Annotated in this window: 18 protein-coding genes and 1 riboswitch; of the genes, 4 read left to right on the top strand and 14 right to left on the bottom strand. The window is 35.5% G+C overall.

The window, feature by feature from the left end; all coding sequences use genetic code 11:
* Window positions 1–62 precede the first annotated feature (62 nt).
* The 5 genes from M3196_RS01095 to galT all read right to left on the bottom strand — a co-directional run bounded on the left by M3196_RS01095 (window position 63) and on the right by galT (window position 4,881).
* The gene (locus M3196_RS01095; protein ID WP_251320417.1) at window positions 63–638 is read right to left on the bottom strand and encodes a hypothetical protein; all 576 of its coding nucleotides are present in this window, start codon (window positions 636–638) and stop codon (window positions 63–65) included.
* 12 nt (window positions 639–650) lie between these two features.
* Window positions 651–1,085 carry a GtrA family protein gene (locus M3196_RS01090; RefSeq protein WP_251320416.1) on the bottom strand — a complete coding sequence of 145 codons (435 nt, stop codon included), beginning with the start codon at window positions 1,083–1,085 and terminating at the stop codon, window positions 651–653.
* Window positions 1,039–2,076, bottom strand: coding sequence for a glycosyltransferase (locus tag M3196_RS01085; RefSeq protein ID WP_251320415.1), 1,038 nt, complete (start codon window positions 2,074–2,076; stop codon window positions 1,039–1,041). Before M3196_RS01085 ends, M3196_RS01090 begins: the two co-directional genes overlap by 47 nt.
* A 19-nt stretch (window positions 2,077–2,095) precedes the next feature.
* The gene (locus M3196_RS01080; RefSeq protein WP_251320414.1) at window positions 2,096–3,775 is read right to left on the bottom strand and encodes a DUF6044 family protein; all 1,680 of its coding nucleotides are present in this window, start codon (window positions 3,773–3,775) and stop codon (window positions 2,096–2,098) included.
* 119 nt (window positions 3,776–3,894) lie between these two features.
* The gene (gene galT / locus M3196_RS01075) at window positions 3,895–4,881 is read right to left on the bottom strand and encodes a galactose-1-phosphate uridylyltransferase (RefSeq protein ID WP_251320413.1); all 987 of its coding nucleotides are present in this window, start codon (window positions 4,879–4,881) and stop codon (window positions 3,895–3,897) included.
* A gap of 278 nt (window positions 4,882–5,159) precedes the next feature.
* Between galT and M3196_RS01070 the strand changes: the two genes are divergently transcribed.
* Window positions 5,160–5,426, top strand: coding sequence for a hypothetical protein (locus M3196_RS01070; RefSeq protein WP_251320412.1), 267 nt, complete (start codon window positions 5,160–5,162; stop codon window positions 5,424–5,426).
* Here M3196_RS01070 and aac(6') read toward each other — a convergent pair.
* Entirely contained in the window at window positions 5,423–5,866 is a 444-nt protein-coding gene (gene aac(6') / locus M3196_RS01065; protein WP_251320411.1) for an aminoglycoside 6'-N-acetyltransferase, read from the bottom strand. The two genes, M3196_RS01070 and aac(6'), sit on opposite strands and share 4 nt — an antisense overlap.
* A 159-nt stretch (window positions 5,867–6,025) precedes the next feature.
* Between aac(6') and M3196_RS01060 the strand changes: the two genes are divergently transcribed.
* Both M3196_RS01060 and M3196_RS01055 read left to right on the top strand, forming a co-directional pair.
* Window positions 6,026–6,664 (top strand): YczE/YyaS/YitT family protein, encoded by a 639-nt coding sequence (locus M3196_RS01060; protein WP_251320410.1) that lies wholly within the window; start codon window positions 6,026–6,028, stop codon window positions 6,662–6,664.
* Between the two features lie 96 nt (window positions 6,665–6,760).
* Window positions 6,761–7,855 (top strand): AbrB family transcriptional regulator, encoded by a 1,095-nt coding sequence (locus tag M3196_RS01055; RefSeq protein WP_251321690.1) that lies wholly within the window; start codon window positions 6,761–6,763, stop codon window positions 7,853–7,855.
* A gap of 66 nt (window positions 7,856–7,921) precedes the next feature.
* Here the strand turns inward: M3196_RS01055 and M3196_RS01050 are convergent, their stop codons facing one another.
* Both M3196_RS01050 and M3196_RS01045 read right to left on the bottom strand, forming a co-directional pair.
* A complete protein-coding gene (locus M3196_RS01050; RefSeq protein ID WP_251320409.1) occupies window positions 7,922–8,200 on the bottom strand; it encodes an aminoacyl-tRNA deacylase in 279 nt (92 codons plus the stop codon).
* Window positions 8,201–8,215: 15 nt separating this feature from the next.
* Window positions 8,216–9,088 carry a chemotaxis protein gene (locus M3196_RS01045; protein WP_251320408.1) on the bottom strand — a complete coding sequence of 291 codons (873 nt, stop codon included), beginning with the start codon at window positions 9,086–9,088 and terminating at the stop codon, window positions 8,216–8,218.
* Between the two features lie 367 nt (window positions 9,089–9,455).
* Here M3196_RS01045 and M3196_RS01035 point away from each other — a divergent pair, with 367 nt between their 5' ends.
* A complete protein-coding gene (locus tag M3196_RS01035; protein WP_251320407.1) occupies window positions 9,456–9,755 on the top strand; it encodes a hypothetical protein in 300 nt (99 codons plus the stop codon).
* Between the two features lie 39 nt (window positions 9,756–9,794).
* Here M3196_RS01035 and M3196_RS01030 read toward each other — a convergent pair whose 3' ends face one another.
* The 6 genes from M3196_RS01030 to M3196_RS01005 form a co-directional block, all read right to left on the bottom strand.
* A complete protein-coding gene (locus tag M3196_RS01030) occupies window positions 9,795–10,586 on the bottom strand; it encodes an energy-coupling factor transporter transmembrane component T family protein (protein ID WP_251320406.1) in 792 nt (263 codons plus the stop codon).
* Window positions 10,570–12,039, bottom strand: coding sequence for an ABC transporter ATP-binding protein (locus M3196_RS01025; RefSeq protein WP_251320405.1), 1,470 nt, complete (start codon window positions 12,037–12,039; stop codon window positions 10,570–10,572). The genes M3196_RS01030 and M3196_RS01025 overlap by 17 nt, the downstream gene beginning before the upstream one ends.
* A 15-nt stretch (window positions 12,040–12,054) precedes the next feature.
* Window positions 12,055–12,636, bottom strand: a complete 582-nt coding sequence (locus M3196_RS01020) for an ECF transporter S component (protein WP_251320404.1) — start codon at window positions 12,634–12,636, stop codon at window positions 12,055–12,057.
* Window positions 12,629–13,336, bottom strand: coding sequence for a thiaminase II (tenA, locus tag M3196_RS01015; RefSeq protein WP_251321689.1), 708 nt, complete (start codon window positions 13,334–13,336; stop codon window positions 12,629–12,631). Before tenA ends, M3196_RS01020 begins: the two co-directional genes overlap by 8 nt.
* 97 nt (window positions 13,337–13,433) lie before the next feature.
* Window positions 13,434–13,540, bottom strand: a riboswitch (TPP riboswitch).
* Window positions 13,541–13,646: 106 nt separating this feature from the next.
* Window positions 13,647–14,576 (bottom strand): manganese-dependent inorganic pyrophosphatase, encoded by a 930-nt coding sequence (locus M3196_RS01010; protein ID WP_251320403.1) that lies wholly within the window; start codon window positions 14,574–14,576, stop codon window positions 13,647–13,649.
* A 106-nt stretch (window positions 14,577–14,682) separates the two neighbouring features.
* A complete protein-coding gene (locus M3196_RS01005) occupies window positions 14,683–16,161 on the bottom strand; it encodes a glutamate synthase subunit beta (protein WP_251320402.1) in 1,479 nt (492 codons plus the stop codon).
* Between the last annotated feature and the right edge of the window lies 1 nt (window position 16,162).

Below are 16,162 nucleotides of genomic sequence, written 5' to 3'. Positions count from 1 at the left end.
CAATTTTATAAATAAAAAAACCATTGTAATTTCTACAATGGTTTACCAAAACAGATTTGTAATTAGGACATTTTAAACCTTTTTTTAGTTTTTACTGAAGCTATAATGGCAATTAGCATTCCTCCCGCCGTATCTGCGATCAAATCGATCATCGTATCAAAATTGCCTCCGCCCTGTAACGTCATGGATAAGAATTGATCCATACTGAACTCATAGATTTCCCAGACCACTCCTCCAAAAACCGAAAACGAGAGAACGAAAAGAAATACAAGCCAGTATGAAATATCCCTTCTTGCATGCTGATGCGTCATACGTTCAAAAAGAGCGATTCCCACAAACGCCAATAAAGCTCCGCTTAAAAGATGTAAAAAGGTATCCCACCAGCCAAGGTGATAAAAACCTAAGATCGAACCTAAATACTGTGAGGCTAAAAGAAAAGCAAAATAAGAAAGCATAATTGGCATATTAAATTTGATCTTTGTAAAAAGAATTAAACATAATGGCACGAGTCCACAAAAGATTCCACCGAAAGCTACCTGATAACTATGTGTTTCGCCTTTTGTGAAATAATAAAAACAAAGGTAAGCCATAAAAACGGTATATGCGATACTTAAAATCAGAAGGAACTTTCGTTTCATAGTATGGTCACCTCAACGTTTAAAAACAAAATATTTTTGCCCTGTATAATTAGCTGCCGTATATAAACAAGAACCTAATAGTACAGATACTTCTTTATTAGTAAGAACTTCAAGACTTATATGATGAAATGCAGCGGTTATGATTTGATCACTTAGGCTATAAGCTCCCATATAAGAAATCAGAATAACTGATAAAAAGCGGATACTGCTGCCTCCGACCGAAGCCTTACTTTGAAATGTGAAATTCCGATTCAAAATATAACTAACTGCAGCACCTACCACATTGCCTATAAATGTTGCTGGCCAATAGCCTGTATGAAATCCGTTCATTAGTATAAAAATGACTGAAAGCCCAATACACGTATTGATGACTCCAACTATAATGAATTTGAAAAAAGGATTAGTTGGTTTCAGGAAGTTTTCGAAGGTTGAGATTATATGATTCATCTTTTGCTCTCTGCGTATTTTTTAATTGAAGAGTTTTTGGAAAATTATTCGAGTCTGTTTCAACGATGTATTTAGGACGCCGCTTGGATTCTTTGTAGATTTTTCCGATATATTCACCAATTAAACCGATGCCAATAAGCTGAAGTCCTCCGATTAGCCAAATGGATGTAATAAGTGATGTCCACCCAGTCTCGGTATTTCCGATAAACTTTAAGGCTAAAAAATACACACCAAACAATAAGCTTACAAAAAAAGAAATCAGCCCTGTCAGGAGCACAAAACGGATAGGAGTTACAGAAAAAGAAGTGATGCCGTCAAAGGCAAAATACAGCATCTTTTTAAGCGGGTACTTTGTTTCTCCAGCTAATCTTTCCTTCCGGTCATAAAAGACAGAGGATGTTTTAAATCCGATAAGAGGAACGATCCCTCTTAAAAACATATTCACTTCATCAAACTTTTCCAACTCCATTAAAGCCCTCTTACTCATCAAACGAAAATCTGCATGATTATAAACCAGATTTACGCCCATTTTGTTCATGAACTTATAATAGTATTCCGCTGTATTCCGTTTAAAAAATGTATCGCAGTCCCTTTTTTTTCTAACGCCATAGACAATGTCACAGCCTTTATTGAACTGTTCAATAAATTGAGGTATTACAGTAATATCATCTTGTAGATCAGCATCAATCGATAAAACACAGTCAGAAGTTTCTTTTGCTGAAAATAGTCCGGCAAGCAAAGCGTTTTGATGACCGACATTGCCAGAAAGCTTTAAACCTCTTACATTTTCATTTCTTAAACTTTCTTTATGAATAATGGTCCATGTTTGATCCCTGCTGCCATCATCAACAAATAATAGCTTGCTTTCATCCGAAATAAGTTCTTCTGATATCATTCTTTTCAGCAGAACATGCAATGTATCGATCGTAATTGGCAATACTTCTTCTTCGTTGTAGCACGGAACAACAATTGTTAAAACGGGCTGTTTCATGTAAGTACCTCCTGGCTGTTTACATTGCTTTGTATAAATAGATTTTCCATGCGGATGTACCGGATTCAAAAACGTTTTCTAACTGCAATTTTATTTCAGATGCATTTTCTATAGGCAGAGCCGAAAAAATATATTCTCCGCCAAGCTGTTTAAATGGTTCCATATTTAACTCCAGATTATTTAACGTTTTCTTGGAATTCTTTTTAAACATATAATGCTTGCCTAGCTGGTCTGTAAAAATATAACAGCGTCCTCCCCACTCATCATAGTAGGTGCGCAGCCGTTTGTTCTTTGCTAATTCTTTATCCATTATTTCCCGAAAGGCGTATTTGTATGTTAATGGATAGAAATTATTGTAAGTATCTAGCGTGTAAAATCCATTATATTGGGCGATAGCGGGATGTATCCCAATGCTTGCAACCCGATAGCTGCTTAAGGGACGATCAATATGTTGTTTTATATTCTCAAAAAGTTCTTCAGCATAGAATTCTTTCACTGTTGGCTTTTTCCGATAGATAATCTCGTCATTAAACAAAAACAACAATATAATTTGGCTGAGTAGAAAGTATGGAACGGTATTTTTTAGTGTTTTATTATCGTCCCAGATAATTTTAAGACCCAAAGCAAAGCCCATATAAATCACTAAAGGACGTAAGAAGTGAAATCTCGCAAAATTAAAGGTATCCATAAAATGAAATCTTTCAGTTAATGGAAGCCAGCCTTTATAAAACCAAAATGCATACCAAGCGGATAAACCGAAATTAAGCGCAAATAAAAAAACAAATACTTTCTCCTGCTTCCAAAGTCTTTTACAAATGACTACGATTAAAGCAAGAATGGTAACCAGCAGAATAAACAAACCATGTACAGTCATGACATGAGTATGGCCGAGGACAAAGTTTTTAAATGTAAGCCTGGTTACCCACCAGAATGGCAGTCTTGCGTGAAAATATTCATCTCTTGTATTTGGTTCTTCGTCAAAGATAAATGAATAGACTAAACGATATTCAACGATAAGAAATATAGATGTCATAATTGCGATTGAAAGAAAGAAACGCCAATTCCATCCTTTACCTCGAATAACATCTGTAAGCCAAAAAACACCTATTGCAAATAAAAAGAAGAAAAAACCTAAAACAAAACTTGAGTAAAGTGGCAACAGAGCAAGAACAAGATAATTCTTCCAACCTCTTTCGCCTTTCCGAATATTCAAGAATGCCCATAATGCTAAAGGCATCCCAAGAGTGCTGAGCATCCCTGATGGCCAAAAAGGGGTCAGTGCAAATGCGAGCGCAGTTCCAATGGTAATCAGAACATATTTTTTGTCGCTTAAGAAATGTTTTTTTAACAACAAATACATACCTAAAAATGCAAAAAGCCGTGTTATAGTCTGGCTTAACGCATAAGCAGTCATTGTAGGAAAAATAGAGTGAAGCCAGACAATACCGCTAAATTCTGTTCCAAGTGCGTTCCTGGGAAGTCCGTTAATTATCTGAGGAATGGTAGAGTTCACCCCGCCAAACAATTGTCCGCTTTCTTTAAGAACTTTATACCAAGCGAGATTCGAGTCCAGGTTATCATGAACCCGGATATGTGCGTTTTCCCCAAAAATAAACAAAGGAGATAAATATAGAAGGATAATTAAGAATGCAATATATATCAGTTTTTGTTCACTAACAGCAAAACTTTTAAAAGACAATACGAACACCCCATCATTCAAATAGAGTCGTTAATAAGGGTTAACATAAAAAAATTAATGTATACCCTTTACATGGCCAATAAAAAAAGACACTTTAAAAGTGCCTGGAAAATTAAGGGTTATTCATTTTTTATTCCGCCGTTATTCCAAAAAGCCTGAATGGCTTGCCTTAAAAGTAAAGCATTGTCCTCTGCTCTAGTCGGTATAGCTACTGCCCAGCCAGCCGTTTCAGAAGCTGCATTCAACTTTAACTTTTCCTTCGATTGTAATGGAGAATAAAACTCAATGTGAAAACGATAAAAGCTTTCAACATTTTCAGAGTTGCTTGGCCTGCCATGAATACCCATCATATATGGGAATGTCCTGTTAAATAAATGATCCATACCTCCGATTACTTCTTGGAGAATATCACCTAAAGCTGTTTTCTCTTCTTCGGTAAAATCAGTTAAAGCCGTTTTATTCTCTTTACTTACTACAAATAGACCAAAAGGAGTATCAGTAAAAAACGGAATAAATGCAATAAAATAATCATTTTCTAATATTACCCTTTGACCAAATCGTTTCTCTTCATTAATCATGTCATCAAACATATTTCGTCCTGTTTTTAGAAAATAACTTTTACAGTTATCTAATTCAACCCTTACTTTTTGAGGAATAAAAGGATAAGCATAAATCTGCCCATGAGGATGAGTAATTGTAACACCGACTTCTTCCCCTCTGTTCTCAAAAATCATTACATATTTGTGATTCAGATCTTTATCTAGTTTATCAAACGTTTTTGTCCAAAGATCTATCACTCGTTTCATTTGTGTTCTTGTAAGGTCAGGAATTGTAGCATGATGATCTGGAGCGTACAGAATGACCTCACACCTGCCTAAAGCTTCTCTTGTTTTATACAAGCCTCCACCTACCTCTTCTGGTTCCGGAGGTTCAGCTCTAAGCACAGGATAATCATTGTGGAAAACATGAACATCATATTGATCGGGTACTTTCCCTGATCCTGGACAGAAAGGACAATCATCTTTAGGTAAATAAGGCCTGAATTGTCTTTTTGCGGATACCATTACCCAGCTATCCAAAAGCGGATTGTAACGTAGTTCAGCCAACTGGATCCCCCCTCAAGGATTTTTTCTTAGGTGTTTGTACGAATAAACGGTATCCATGATCAGCTTGATTTATTTATTGAAAATTGGTCTCTAAATCATTTTATTAAAAGTACTTCAAGAACATGAATGATTTCCTTTACTTAGCTTTTATTTGGTTTTACTAGGTATTTGCACACTTTTTTTCATATTTAATACAATTAAAATTGTATGATAAAGAATATAGTTTTATAAAAATCTGCATGAGATTTACGATCCCATGCCTTTTTGGAGGAACCTATATGAAACAGCATTTTAATCCAAAGGTTATCATTCTTTTATTTGCTGTGGCAGCGTTGATATTCAGTAACCATTTATTAAAGACAAGCGGAACAATTTCGGTGATTATGTTTTTAAGCGGCTTCGTTCTAATCTTTTTGGGAACATGGAAACTGCTTTATCCATCTAAAACAAATAAAAGCTGGCAAAATCGTTTACTCCTACTTTTTCTGGGGCTGTTCATTGTGTTTCTTTCGATGTGGCTGCCAGGTCTATTATGGCTTTTTTAATTTATGTCTTTAATAAAAGCGATTAAACGGTTGGCTTCTTTAAATCCTACAGAAGTGTGGAAATAATAACTAGAGTCATTGTCTAGTTCAATGTCGGAGCCAATTTGAGTGCACCCTTTTTCTTTAAGCCACCTTTCGCCTTCTTTTAGTAGTTTTTGTGAAATACCCATCCTTCTAAAATCGGGAGAAACATATATACCTTCCACAAAGCCTGTTGGACTTGATTCTGCACCTTCAACATAATCGCTTCTGATTGAAATATGGATAAAGGCTTTTGGTTCATCGTGTACTAAGTAAAGGAATAACTTATTTTTGGCTGAATATATAAGTTCTGAAAACTCCCTTTTTAACTCGTTAAAATCATTTTTGGGCCATAAGTCTATACCCATTTTAGTTAATGGATCAAGATACAGTTCTTTTGCTTCAACTATTGATACCATACATACCCCTCTTATCTTTTATTTTCTCTCTTTACATTCGACAAAAAGAATAAAATCCTTCTCCTAAAAATAATATGAATCTTCAAAGTTTCTTTTTTCATTTCTTTCCTTTATAGTCTAATTAATTCATAGGCTTAATTCTGGAAAAGAGGGAAATACATGCGATATGGACTTAAGATTTTCTTTTTTGTAATGGGTTTATGCATTTTCAGTTATGGAATTGCTATGGCTATCCAGGTAAAGGATTTAGGCGTTAGCCCATGGGATGTTTTAAATATTGGATTACATGAAAAGTTCAATTTTACGATTGGAACTTGGAACATTATCGTAGGATTCGTTTTAATATCTGTAACAATAAATATAAATAAGAAATACATAAACATAGGTACTTTTTTGAATGCTGTTTTAGTTGGAGTGCTGGTGGATATTTTTTTATTCTTTCAATTGCTGCCGAGTTCTTCAGGCCTTCCATTTGATGTGTTCCTGTTATTTATGGGAATCGTTTTGATGGGTATTGGTGGTGGAATGTATTCTGCAGCTGGAATAGGTGCAGGACCAAGGGATGGATTTATGCTGTCCATTTCTGAAAAAACGGGAATTTCTATCAGCAAAGTCAGAATTATAATGGAATGCTTTGTGTTGTTAATAGGTTTATTAATTGGAGGACCTGTTTTCTTATTTACTTTTATTTACACTTTCATTCAAAGTCCAATTTTCCAGGCGTCCTTTCATTGGTGTTCGAGAATGCTTGATCACATGATAGAATCTTTTTATGAGAAAAAGAAAGCAGCTAGTTGAAGGTTTTCAGCTAACAGTTTGGTTCTATATTGTGCTACAATATAGTAAGCAAGCCTAAAAAAAATAGTAACAAAAGAAGGTTTTGTTGTGAAATTTATGCAGGATCATCAAAATAATCGCATTCTTCAAATGTCGGCTGCACTTTTTTTCGCATTCATTGGAGGTTGCATTTTTTCCATCTTCCACGTTCCCATTCCTTGGTTATTAGGTTCGATGTCAGGAGTATTAATTGCTTCTCATTTTACAATGATTCAATTGTACTGGCCGATATCAATCAGAAATACCGCATTAATTATTGTCGGTTATTCAATCGGGCTATCTTTTACAAAAGATACGCTTATAACCATGACATTACACCTGCCATCCATGGCATTTATGACCATACTCCTTTTAATGATCTGTACAGCAATGGCTTTTATCATTTCCCGTCTTACAAAAATTAATTTTCCTACTGCTTTGACTAGCAGCATTCCTGGTGGGTTGTCTCAAATTATTACGTTTGCTGAAGAAACGAAGGGTATTGATATTACCACTGTTACTTTTTTTCAAGTTATCAGGGTAATCATGATCATCTTTTTCGTTCCATTTCTTCTTTTTAGTCCCTTGTTCTCCAGGGCTGGATTAGAAAATTCCCCTTTTATTATCAGCAGTACTGCACAACAATCTTTTTTCCCTCAAATTATTTTATTTGCTATATTTTCCGTCCTAGTGGCTTTTATAGGAAAAAAGATAAAATTGCCAACTGCCTATCTATTAGGACCGATTCTAGGTATAGCGATACTAAACATCTATGGTATTCCAGGACCTCCGCTACCTTCTGTTGTTCTTGATATCTCTCAATTTATGATCGGAGGATATATCGGTTTACTATTAAAACCAGAAAAAATAAAACATAAAGCCAGAATCATTCCTGTTGCTTTATTCAGCAGTATACTGCTCGTTTGTATTTCTCTTGGATTAAGCTTTGTGCTTGTTTGGCAGTTTCACTTTTCTTCAATAACAAGTTTTCTAAGTCTTGCTCCTGGTGGTGCAGATCAAATGGGTATAATAGGTCATGAGTTAGATGCTGATGTTTCCATGATTACCGGGTATCAATTATTTAGAATTCTATTTATCTTTTTTGCTGTACCCCCCCTATTAAAATTAATATTGGGAATCAGTATGAAGAAAAAAGAGTTAAAAAACAAGTGATAGTTCACAGTATTAAACACTCAAAAATCCCCCATGCTTACATATTGCATGGGGGATTTTTATAAATTACTTTCTGATTCTCACAACTTGTCCTCGATTTGTATATAACATCTCTTCAACAGCTATTTTTATTAAAGATTGTGGTGATCCGCCCCCAGTAAATATGTATGTCTGTTCTGCTACTTTTGGATCTACTAAAAAAACAGATTTAAATCCAAATGAAGGTACTCCGCCGACTGGAAATCCAGTTCGTTCTAAAATCTCTAATGGGTTTGCAAGTCTAGGCCGTGTTGTATTTAAAGCTTTTTTCTTATGTTCATTTTTTATTGTATTCCCCGGACTCAAATGGTTGCTATCACATTAATTTTTCTTAAGATTAACTTGTTTCCAAATGTCAGCCAGTTGATCACCTATTTTGTTGATTATGTCGTTAGTTGTGAAGTAGTGCATATGAGATAAAGGTGTCCAGCTGGTGATGATATTTCCGCAATTAAGTTCAATATCACATGAAACTGCTTTGTCATATGCATGATTGAGAGGTTTAAGAGGATAACCGAAAACATCATCCTTGTCATACATATTTACCCATTTTCCATCCTTTAGACCCGGATAATATCTTTCTAGGTTAGGTGAGGGTACATGTATGGGAACATCAAAATCAGCATATCTAAGGCTCCAGAGTGCAAGAGGACTTCCTAATGAATAAAATCCTGCAAGCGTGTCTCCATTTTCAAGTGGTGTTTCAGCAATATTCTGTTTGACTGTTTCAGGAATTCTGTCAGGTATGTATTGTAGATCATAAAAATAATTGCTTGTAATGACAGATCCTAAACTATGGGCAACAACAAATAAAGGTGCATCTGAACCAGCTTTTTCACCCAGTTTTTTAAGTCCTTTTGCGTATACTTCATGAACTTTTATATAATTCGGATTTTGGTAGGCTGAAGGCTGATACGCTATGGCGTCACCAAAAAAATGAATAACAAAATGCCGGAGCTTTGCAAAATCTAATTCTGCTGCAAAAGAGAGCTTTTTCCACATCTCATTTTCACTTTCGTTAAACACACTTCCCCAATAAATTGGCTGAATGATAATTTCTGTCTCTGGAACTGGTAAATATGGTTTGAGATTTTGAGAAAAGCGCTTTACCAGTTCTTCTGAAAAAATATCAGAGAAATCTTCCTGTTGGTTTCCTATGCCATGCAATACTGCTACAGCCATTTTTTTTCTCAAGTTGATCACATCCCTTTTCTAATTTTTAGTAAATATGCTTCAGAAAGTATAGGTTACGCAAGAACATCACTATAGGCAGATTGTTAGGATATCTTATATGGCAAACAAAGGACTTTATAGGTGCTCAAGATGACATTTGGGATGCACAATGGGATATGGCTCTTACTTTATTAGGTACTATTATTGCTCTTGTTTTATTATACAGATGGCATTACCGATTTATTAAAGACTTAAAAGATAAAGACTGGTCTTAAATAATTCTCATTCTTTTTATATTTGGTAAAGATGTCACAAATCCTCTTAAAAAGACCCTTCCCTCTTTCTATAAATTTTAGGCTTTTGTTTAATAATAGAACGAGGTGAAAATATGAAAAAATTACTTTCAGTTTTTAGTACGTTTTTTGCAGGCTTCTTGCTTTATTCAGCATGGGCGGGATATATAGAGGAAGAGTTCAAAATTACAGAATACAAGGGTTATATTGTAAATAAATTTCAGTCTGAACAGGTGTCAGACATGGGCACAGTCTACATTACGAATCAAAATTATCAGATTGTATTCTCTACGGGCCAGTCTCTGGCAGTACCCTTGTCTATCTATCAAAAAGTGAATAAAGGAGAATATAAGGTTTTGCTTGAACAAAATAATCATATTACTGTTTCAAAATAAAAAGCACACTCGATTAACAATAGGAGTGTGCTTTATTCTTTAATATCTAACATCAGATACAGGAAAAAAGGGAAAGTTTATTGCAAAGAGATAAGCTAAACTTATTGATAATATAAAATAACCAATAAATAGAAGGTCATAATGTGAAAACCCTACCTGATAATAAAAAGTTCTTTCATTCGATGAATTAAATCTTTTGGATTCCATGGCGACTGCAATTCGAAAAGCTCTTCTTATACTTTGTGAAAGTAAAGGAATCGGCAGAGATTTAATACTTTTTAGTAAGCTGTTCATCCCCTTTTGTGTCTGAACTCCTCTTACTTTATGTGCATCACGAATTGTTTGTAATTCCTCAATCATAATTGGAATCAGCCGAATTGCAGCCATAAAACTATAGGCGTATTTTGGCTGCAGTTTAAGCTGCTGCATCAGAGAATAAAAAAGCTGAACGGGTTTCGTTGTTAAAGCAAATAATAATCCCATCATCGCAAATGTCAGTGCCCTTAATCCTAGATGTAAACCACGATACAAGCTTTCCTCTGTAATGTGCAAAATGCCCCACTTATAAAGTGTGGTTTCTCCTTTACCAAAAAGAATCATTGATGCTGCAGTTGATAAAAAGATTAATAAGAAGGGCAGCAAAAAAAGTAAAATATGTTTATATGGATGACCTGTACAAAAAATAAACAATATAGAAACGGATAATGTAAAGGTAATCATAAAATTAAAATGATGAATGGTAATGGCAAATACAAATAAAAAAGAGATTGTTAATAGTTTTAAAGATGGGTTTATTTTATGCAGCCAGTTTTCTTTAAATGCTGTATTCATACGCTTTTTCCTCTACTTTTTTCTTCGTCTCATTCTTCTTCCGATCGCTTATTACCCGTCCTTCTTTTACTTCCCATACTCTTGTTGCAAAATGCTGTACAATATTTAAATCATGAGTAACCATAATAATAATTGTTCCTTTTTGCCTCTCACTTTCTATCAATTCAAGCAGCTTAAATGTATTTTGTGCATCTTGTCCAAAGGTAGGCTCATCAAGTAACAACAGCTTTGGATTTTGTATAAAAGCTGTGGCCACACTCAATCGCCGTTTTTCACCTAGAGACAAATGATAAGGATGTTGATGTTGTTTATCGTGCAGTCCGAATATGGTTAATAGATCATTGGCCTTTTTATGAAAGTATTCATTGTTTATTTCTTTTCCGCCTTTTAATTCATAAGTAATCTCTTCAAATACACTATTTGTTATAAATTGGTATTCTGGATTTTGAAAAACTAAATAAGCTTTTCTCTGCAAATCAGCTAACTTCTTTATTGATTGCTCATTGATTTGATAATCACCTGATGTTTTAATCAATTGCATCAGTGACAATAACAAAGTACTTTTTCCTGCTCCATTCTGGCCATTGACAGCAATCCATTCACCTGAATGAATTAAAGCTTCTTCTAAGGAAATCTTAACTTCTTTTTTACGGTATCCGTGGAAATTCTTCAAATGAACCTCATTGTCATTCCGCAAGGAGACCGTTTTTTGGTTGTTCTCTCTTTTGAAATCCTCCCATGCACCTGGATACCAAATTCCATATTTTTTAAGTTCTTCTTTATAATTAGAAAAAATGTATGTCATATTACCATCCGCAAGTAATTCCCCATCTGGTGTAAAAATGATAACTCGATCAACAAAATCAATAATCTGTTCGATTTTATGTTCAACAATAATGATTGTCTTATCTCTTGAAATGTTTTTAACAGTATTCCAAATTTGTTCAGTACCCTCTTCATCAATTAATGCAGTTGGTTCATCGAGGAAAATTACATCAGGGTTTAATGCCAATACAGAAGCTATCGCTAAACGCTGTTTCATACCACCAGAAAGTGCTTGAATACTCGTATGAATATCTTCAAGCTGAAGACCCACCATATCTAAAAGTTCGTTTATTCTTTCGGGCATTTCCTCTCTTGGTACTTGAAGATTTTCTAATACGAAAGCAATTTCTTCATCAACAAACGGCATACAAAATTGTGAATCAGGATCCTGAAATACAAATCCCCATGAATTGGGGATTTGTATGTTCTCACTTTTGATAGGAATATCAATTGAATAAGGAATCAAGCCGGATAATACTTGAATAAGAGTGGATTTCCCGCATCCTGATGGACCCAATAATAACACTTTTTCTCCTTTTTTAAATGACAGAGTCAAATCCTTAAATAATAATCCTTTTTCATCTGGGAACTTTAATCTCAACTTGTTAACCGATGTTATATACGCCATGAACAAACACCTCTTTTATTGATTCAAAGCCTCGTGATCTTTTTGGGATGAAGAGCGGACAAGCTTAGTAACCCCTGTTGCCTCCAGTGCTTTAACGATAGCAACTGCCAGCACTCCTGTGAATAGAATAGAACCTATAAATCTGAATCCAATATAGAGGATTAGGTTCCATGTTGATAGATCTCCAACATATCCTTTGTAGAAATCCAAGATTAAAGATCCAATGCAAGAACTTATACCTGCAATGGAAACAACTAGCAAGTCAAAACGTTTATACCTGAATGCCATTAATACGAGTTCAGCAAATAAACCTTGGACTAAGCCGTAAAATAAGACCTCAAGGCCAAATTCTGATCCCATTAAAAATTCTCCCGATGAAGCTGCAATTTCTGCAAGGAGAGCAATTCCAGGTTTGCGGATGATTAAGAAAGCCACTGTTGCAGCAATAAACCACATCCCGTAGATTAATTGATCAAGGTGAAGACCTAATGGTTTGACTGCATAATATAAGGGTCCCCATATTTTATAAAGGATTCCAAAACCAATCGAAATTACAATAGTCACTAAAATATCAGTTAACTTTAATCCTTTAAACATTTTCAGTTCTCCTTTTACTGCTTAATAAACGCGTATCTGAAATTGGCCATTTTTCTAATGTATAAGCCATTTCCCAAAAAAGATATTCATACTGGCAGCTAAGTAAAAAATGCTGTGTCATTTTCTTTCTTTCTGCATCACTTGCTTTCGCTGCTAAGTCATCTAAACGATTAATTTGTTCTTGAACGAGCTGACCGAACCATTCTCCTCCATAAGCCGCTATCCATTCTTGATAAACAGGCTCTGCTGGGGTTTTACCTTCAAATCTTTCTCCGATTTCATGATAAATCCAATAGCATGGCAGAATAGCAGCAATAATTTCTCCTAAACTTCCAGTATCTGAAACTCGATACAAGTGTGAAGTATAATTATAAGCAGTAGGTGCAGGCTCAAATGCAGCCAATTCTTCTTCCGTGATATAGAGCTGTTTAATAAACTTTTCATGAAGCGCTAACTCTGCTTCATTGGTGCCTTGTGCATGAGCAGCCATTCTCGAAGTTGTATATAGATCTTCTGCTCTTGCGGCACCTATTGCTTGAATTCTTGCAAAATGAGATAAGTAATAGGAATCTTGCAAAACATAATATTTAAAATTCTCTAAAGGCAGATCCCCGTTTGCAATTCCTTTAACAAAAGGATGTTCAAGATTAGCTTCCCAGATGGAGTCAGCTTTTTTACGTAATTCTTTTGTGAATGAAATCATGTTATTCCTCCTAAAGGTTTGTTTTTTACCAACAAAAAAACCACTTTCAGCAATGGAAAGTGGTTGTTTAGAAAACATTAGTTTATGAATAATAGTTTCCGTCACACCACTTCCCTACGCTGGCATAATCCAGATCAGGTTCTAAGAGTCTCAAAGTTACACTTCGATCTCAGCCTTATAAAGGCTCCCCTAGCGGTTTCGTTAAATTATTTAGTTGGTATCATGTTTTCAATAATAACAGCCTGCATTAGATTGTCAACTGGCTGATAATAAAAAGATGGATTCCTCCATCTTTTTTCATTAAAACTTATTTGCTCATTGCTTCTGTCAGTACAGGAACAATCTGCTTTTTACGAGAAACTACACCTTTTAATACAGCTGTATTGTTTTCAAGCTTTACGTTATATGCGTCCTCAACAGATTGTGCTCTTTTTCCAAGTGCAAGAGCTGTTGAGTCGTTTGTAAGAATGTCCGTTACTACGAACATGAATAAATCTAATTCTTTCTTATCGATTACTTTGGAGATTGCTTCTTCTAGTTCATCTTGATGTTTTAACACGTCGCTTGCATCTACTGTATTTACTTGTGCAACTTCCACTTTGCTTGCACCAATATTAAATTCTTTGGCATCAAGTGAAATAAGCTCCTCTATCGACTTATCGCTTAAGTCTGCTCCAGCTTTTAGCATATCAAGACCATATACTTCGGCATCAACGCCAGCGATTTCAGCTAACTCACGTGCTGCATCAACATCCTCTTCTGTACAAGTTGGTGATTTGAATAAAAGAGAATCCGAAATAATTGCAGAAAGCATTAATCCAGCAATATTATTTTCGATTTTTATTCCTTTTTCTTTATAGATCTTGTTTAATATAGTAGCTGTACATCCAACAGGTTCAGCACGGTAATATAAAGGATCACTTGTTTCAAAGTTTGCGATACGGTGATGATCGATAACTTCTAAAACACGCACTTTATCGATATCATTTGCACTTTGCTGACGTTCGTTATGATCGACTAAGATTACAGAGTTCGTTTCATCAGACACAGTTTCAACCAAGCGAGGAAGTTCTGCTTTGAAATAGTCAAGCGCATATTTCGTTTCACCATTTATCTCTCCTAATCGAACTGCCTCAACATTTTGTCCAAGTTTGGTTTTTAGATCTGCATATACAATTGCAGATGTAATTGTGTCAGTATCAGGATTTTTATGACCAAAAATAAGTACTTTTTCCATGCTTCTACTCCTTATTTTAAAAATAGAATATTTTCATAGCCAGCCTTATTTTATCATAGAATAAGGCTTATGGCGTTTAGAGTTTATTGTAGCATGGAAAAAAGTCTTAAGGCAAAACCGTGCTGCCCATTAGGTATTTATCCACCTCGCGGGCACAATCTCGTCCTTCCTGGATTGCCCATACGATCAGGCTTTGACCTCGTCTGGAATCTCCAGCAGCAAATATACCATCTACATTTGTTTTATAATCTCCATGTTTCGCATCAATTTTATTGTTTTTAGCTTCTACACCGAACTTCTTTAATACAGGATGCTCTGTGCCTTCAAAACCGATAGCGACAAATACAAGGTCTACAGGCCATACTTTTTCAGTGCCTGGGATTTCTTCAAATGAGAGATTTCCGTTTTCATCTGAGGTTCTCTTCATTTGAATGGTATGAAGTTCTTTTAAATTTCCGTTCTCATCAGCAACTAATTTTTTTGTTTGAACAGAATATTCTCTGGGATCAGAACCAAATTGAGCTGTTGCTTCCTCATAAGCATAATCCATTGTAAAAATATATGGCTGTTCTGGCCACATGTTTGCGGAGCTTCTTACATCCGGTAACTTCGGGTGTTTACCGAACTGAAAAACACTTTTGCATTTTTGACGTAATGCAGTTGCGACACAGTCCGCCCCTGTATCACCTCCGCCAATAACAATAACGTTCTTATCTTTTGCATCGATTAAAGGCTCATTAACTTCATCATTTAACAAACGTTTAGTAGATTGAGTCAGATATTTCATGGCAAAGTGAACCCCGTTTGCTTCCCTGCCTTCAAGATTCAAGTCCCTTTGTTTTTGGGCACCTGTGCAAAGAATGACTGAATCAAACTCAGCTTTAAGCTCTTCTGGCATAACGTCTTTACCAATTTCGGTATTAAGGACAAAATCAATTCCTTCTTGCCTTAATAGTGTGATTCTGCGCTGTACTATATCTTTATCAAGCTTCATGTTTGGAATACCGTATGTGAGAAGACCTCCAGCACGGTTATCTCTTTCAAAAATTGTTACAGAATGTCCTGCTTGATTTAATTGATCTGCAGCTGCAAGTCCAGCTGGTCCGGACCCTACAATCGCAATTCTTTTTCCTGTACGTTTTTTAGGAATTCTAGGCTTGATCCAACCATTTTCAAAGCCTTTATCGATAATTGCCCGTTCAATATTTTTAATGGTAACAGCTGGTCCGGCCAATTCAACTGTACAAGATCCTTCGCAAGGGGCCGGACAAACACGACCAGTAAATTCAGGGAAATTGTTTGTTTTTAAAAGTCTGTCTAGTGCCTCTTTCCACTTTCCGCGGTATACAAGATCATTCCATTCAGGAATAAGATTGTTGATGGGACAGCCAGATGCTGCCCCATTGATTTCAATCCCGATATGACAAAATGGCGTACCGCAATCCATACATCTCGCACTTTGTCTCTTTAACATATCTTCCGGCTGTTTTTCGGTATATTCTTTCCAATCCTTTAGACGGTGGAGAGGTTTTCTCTCTATGGTTTCTTCTCGCGGGAATTCCAAAAATCCAGTTGGTTTACCCATG

The sequence above is a fragment of the Fictibacillus nanhaiensis genome (assembly GCF_023715445.1).
GTDB classification, from domain to species: domain Bacteria; phylum Bacillota; class Bacilli; order Bacillales; family Fictibacillaceae; genus Fictibacillus; species Fictibacillus nanhaiensis_D.
This window is presented reverse-complemented; position numbering and strand designations above follow the sequence as displayed.

Coding starts and splice junctions, on each gene's coding strand:
- M3196_RS01095 (WP_251320417.1), bottom strand. CDS start 638: ATGAAACGAAAGTTCCTTCTGATTTTAAGTATCGCATATACCGTTTTT.
- M3196_RS01090 (WP_251320416.1), bottom strand. CDS start 1,085: ATGAATCATATAATCTCAACCTTCGAAAACTTCCTGAAACCAACTAAT.
- M3196_RS01085 (WP_251320415.1), bottom strand. CDS start 2,076: ATGAAACAGCCCGTTTTAACAATTGTTGTTCCGTGCTACAACGAAGAA.
- M3196_RS01070 (WP_251320412.1), top strand. CDS start 5,160: ATGAAACAGCATTTTAATCCAAAGGTTATCATTCTTTTATTTGCTGTG.
- M3196_RS01060 (WP_251320410.1), top strand. CDS start 6,026: ATGCGATATGGACTTAAGATTTTCTTTTTTGTAATGGGTTTATGCATT.
- M3196_RS01055 (WP_251321690.1), top strand. CDS start 6,761: ATGCAGGATCATCAAAATAATCGCATTCTTCAAATGTCGGCTGCACTT.
- M3196_RS01035 (WP_251320407.1), top strand. CDS start 9,456: ATGAAAAAATTACTTTCAGTTTTTAGTACGTTTTTTGCAGGCTTCTTG.
- M3196_RS01030 (WP_251320406.1), bottom strand. CDS start 10,586: ATGAATACAGCATTTAAAGAAAACTGGCTGCATAAAATAAACCCATCT.
- M3196_RS01025 (WP_251320405.1), bottom strand. CDS start 12,039: ATGGCGTATATAACATCGGTTAACAAGTTGAGATTAAAGTTCCCAGAT.
- M3196_RS01020 (WP_251320404.1), bottom strand. CDS start 12,636: ATGTTTAAAGGATTAAAGTTAACTGATATTTTAGTGACTATTGTAATT.
- M3196_RS01010 (WP_251320403.1), bottom strand. CDS start 14,576: ATGGAAAAAGTACTTATTTTTGGTCATAAAAATCCTGATACTGACACA.
- M3196_RS01005 (WP_251320402.1), bottom strand. CDS start 16,161: ATGGGTAAACCAACTGGATTTTTGGAATTCCCGCGAGAAGAAACCATA.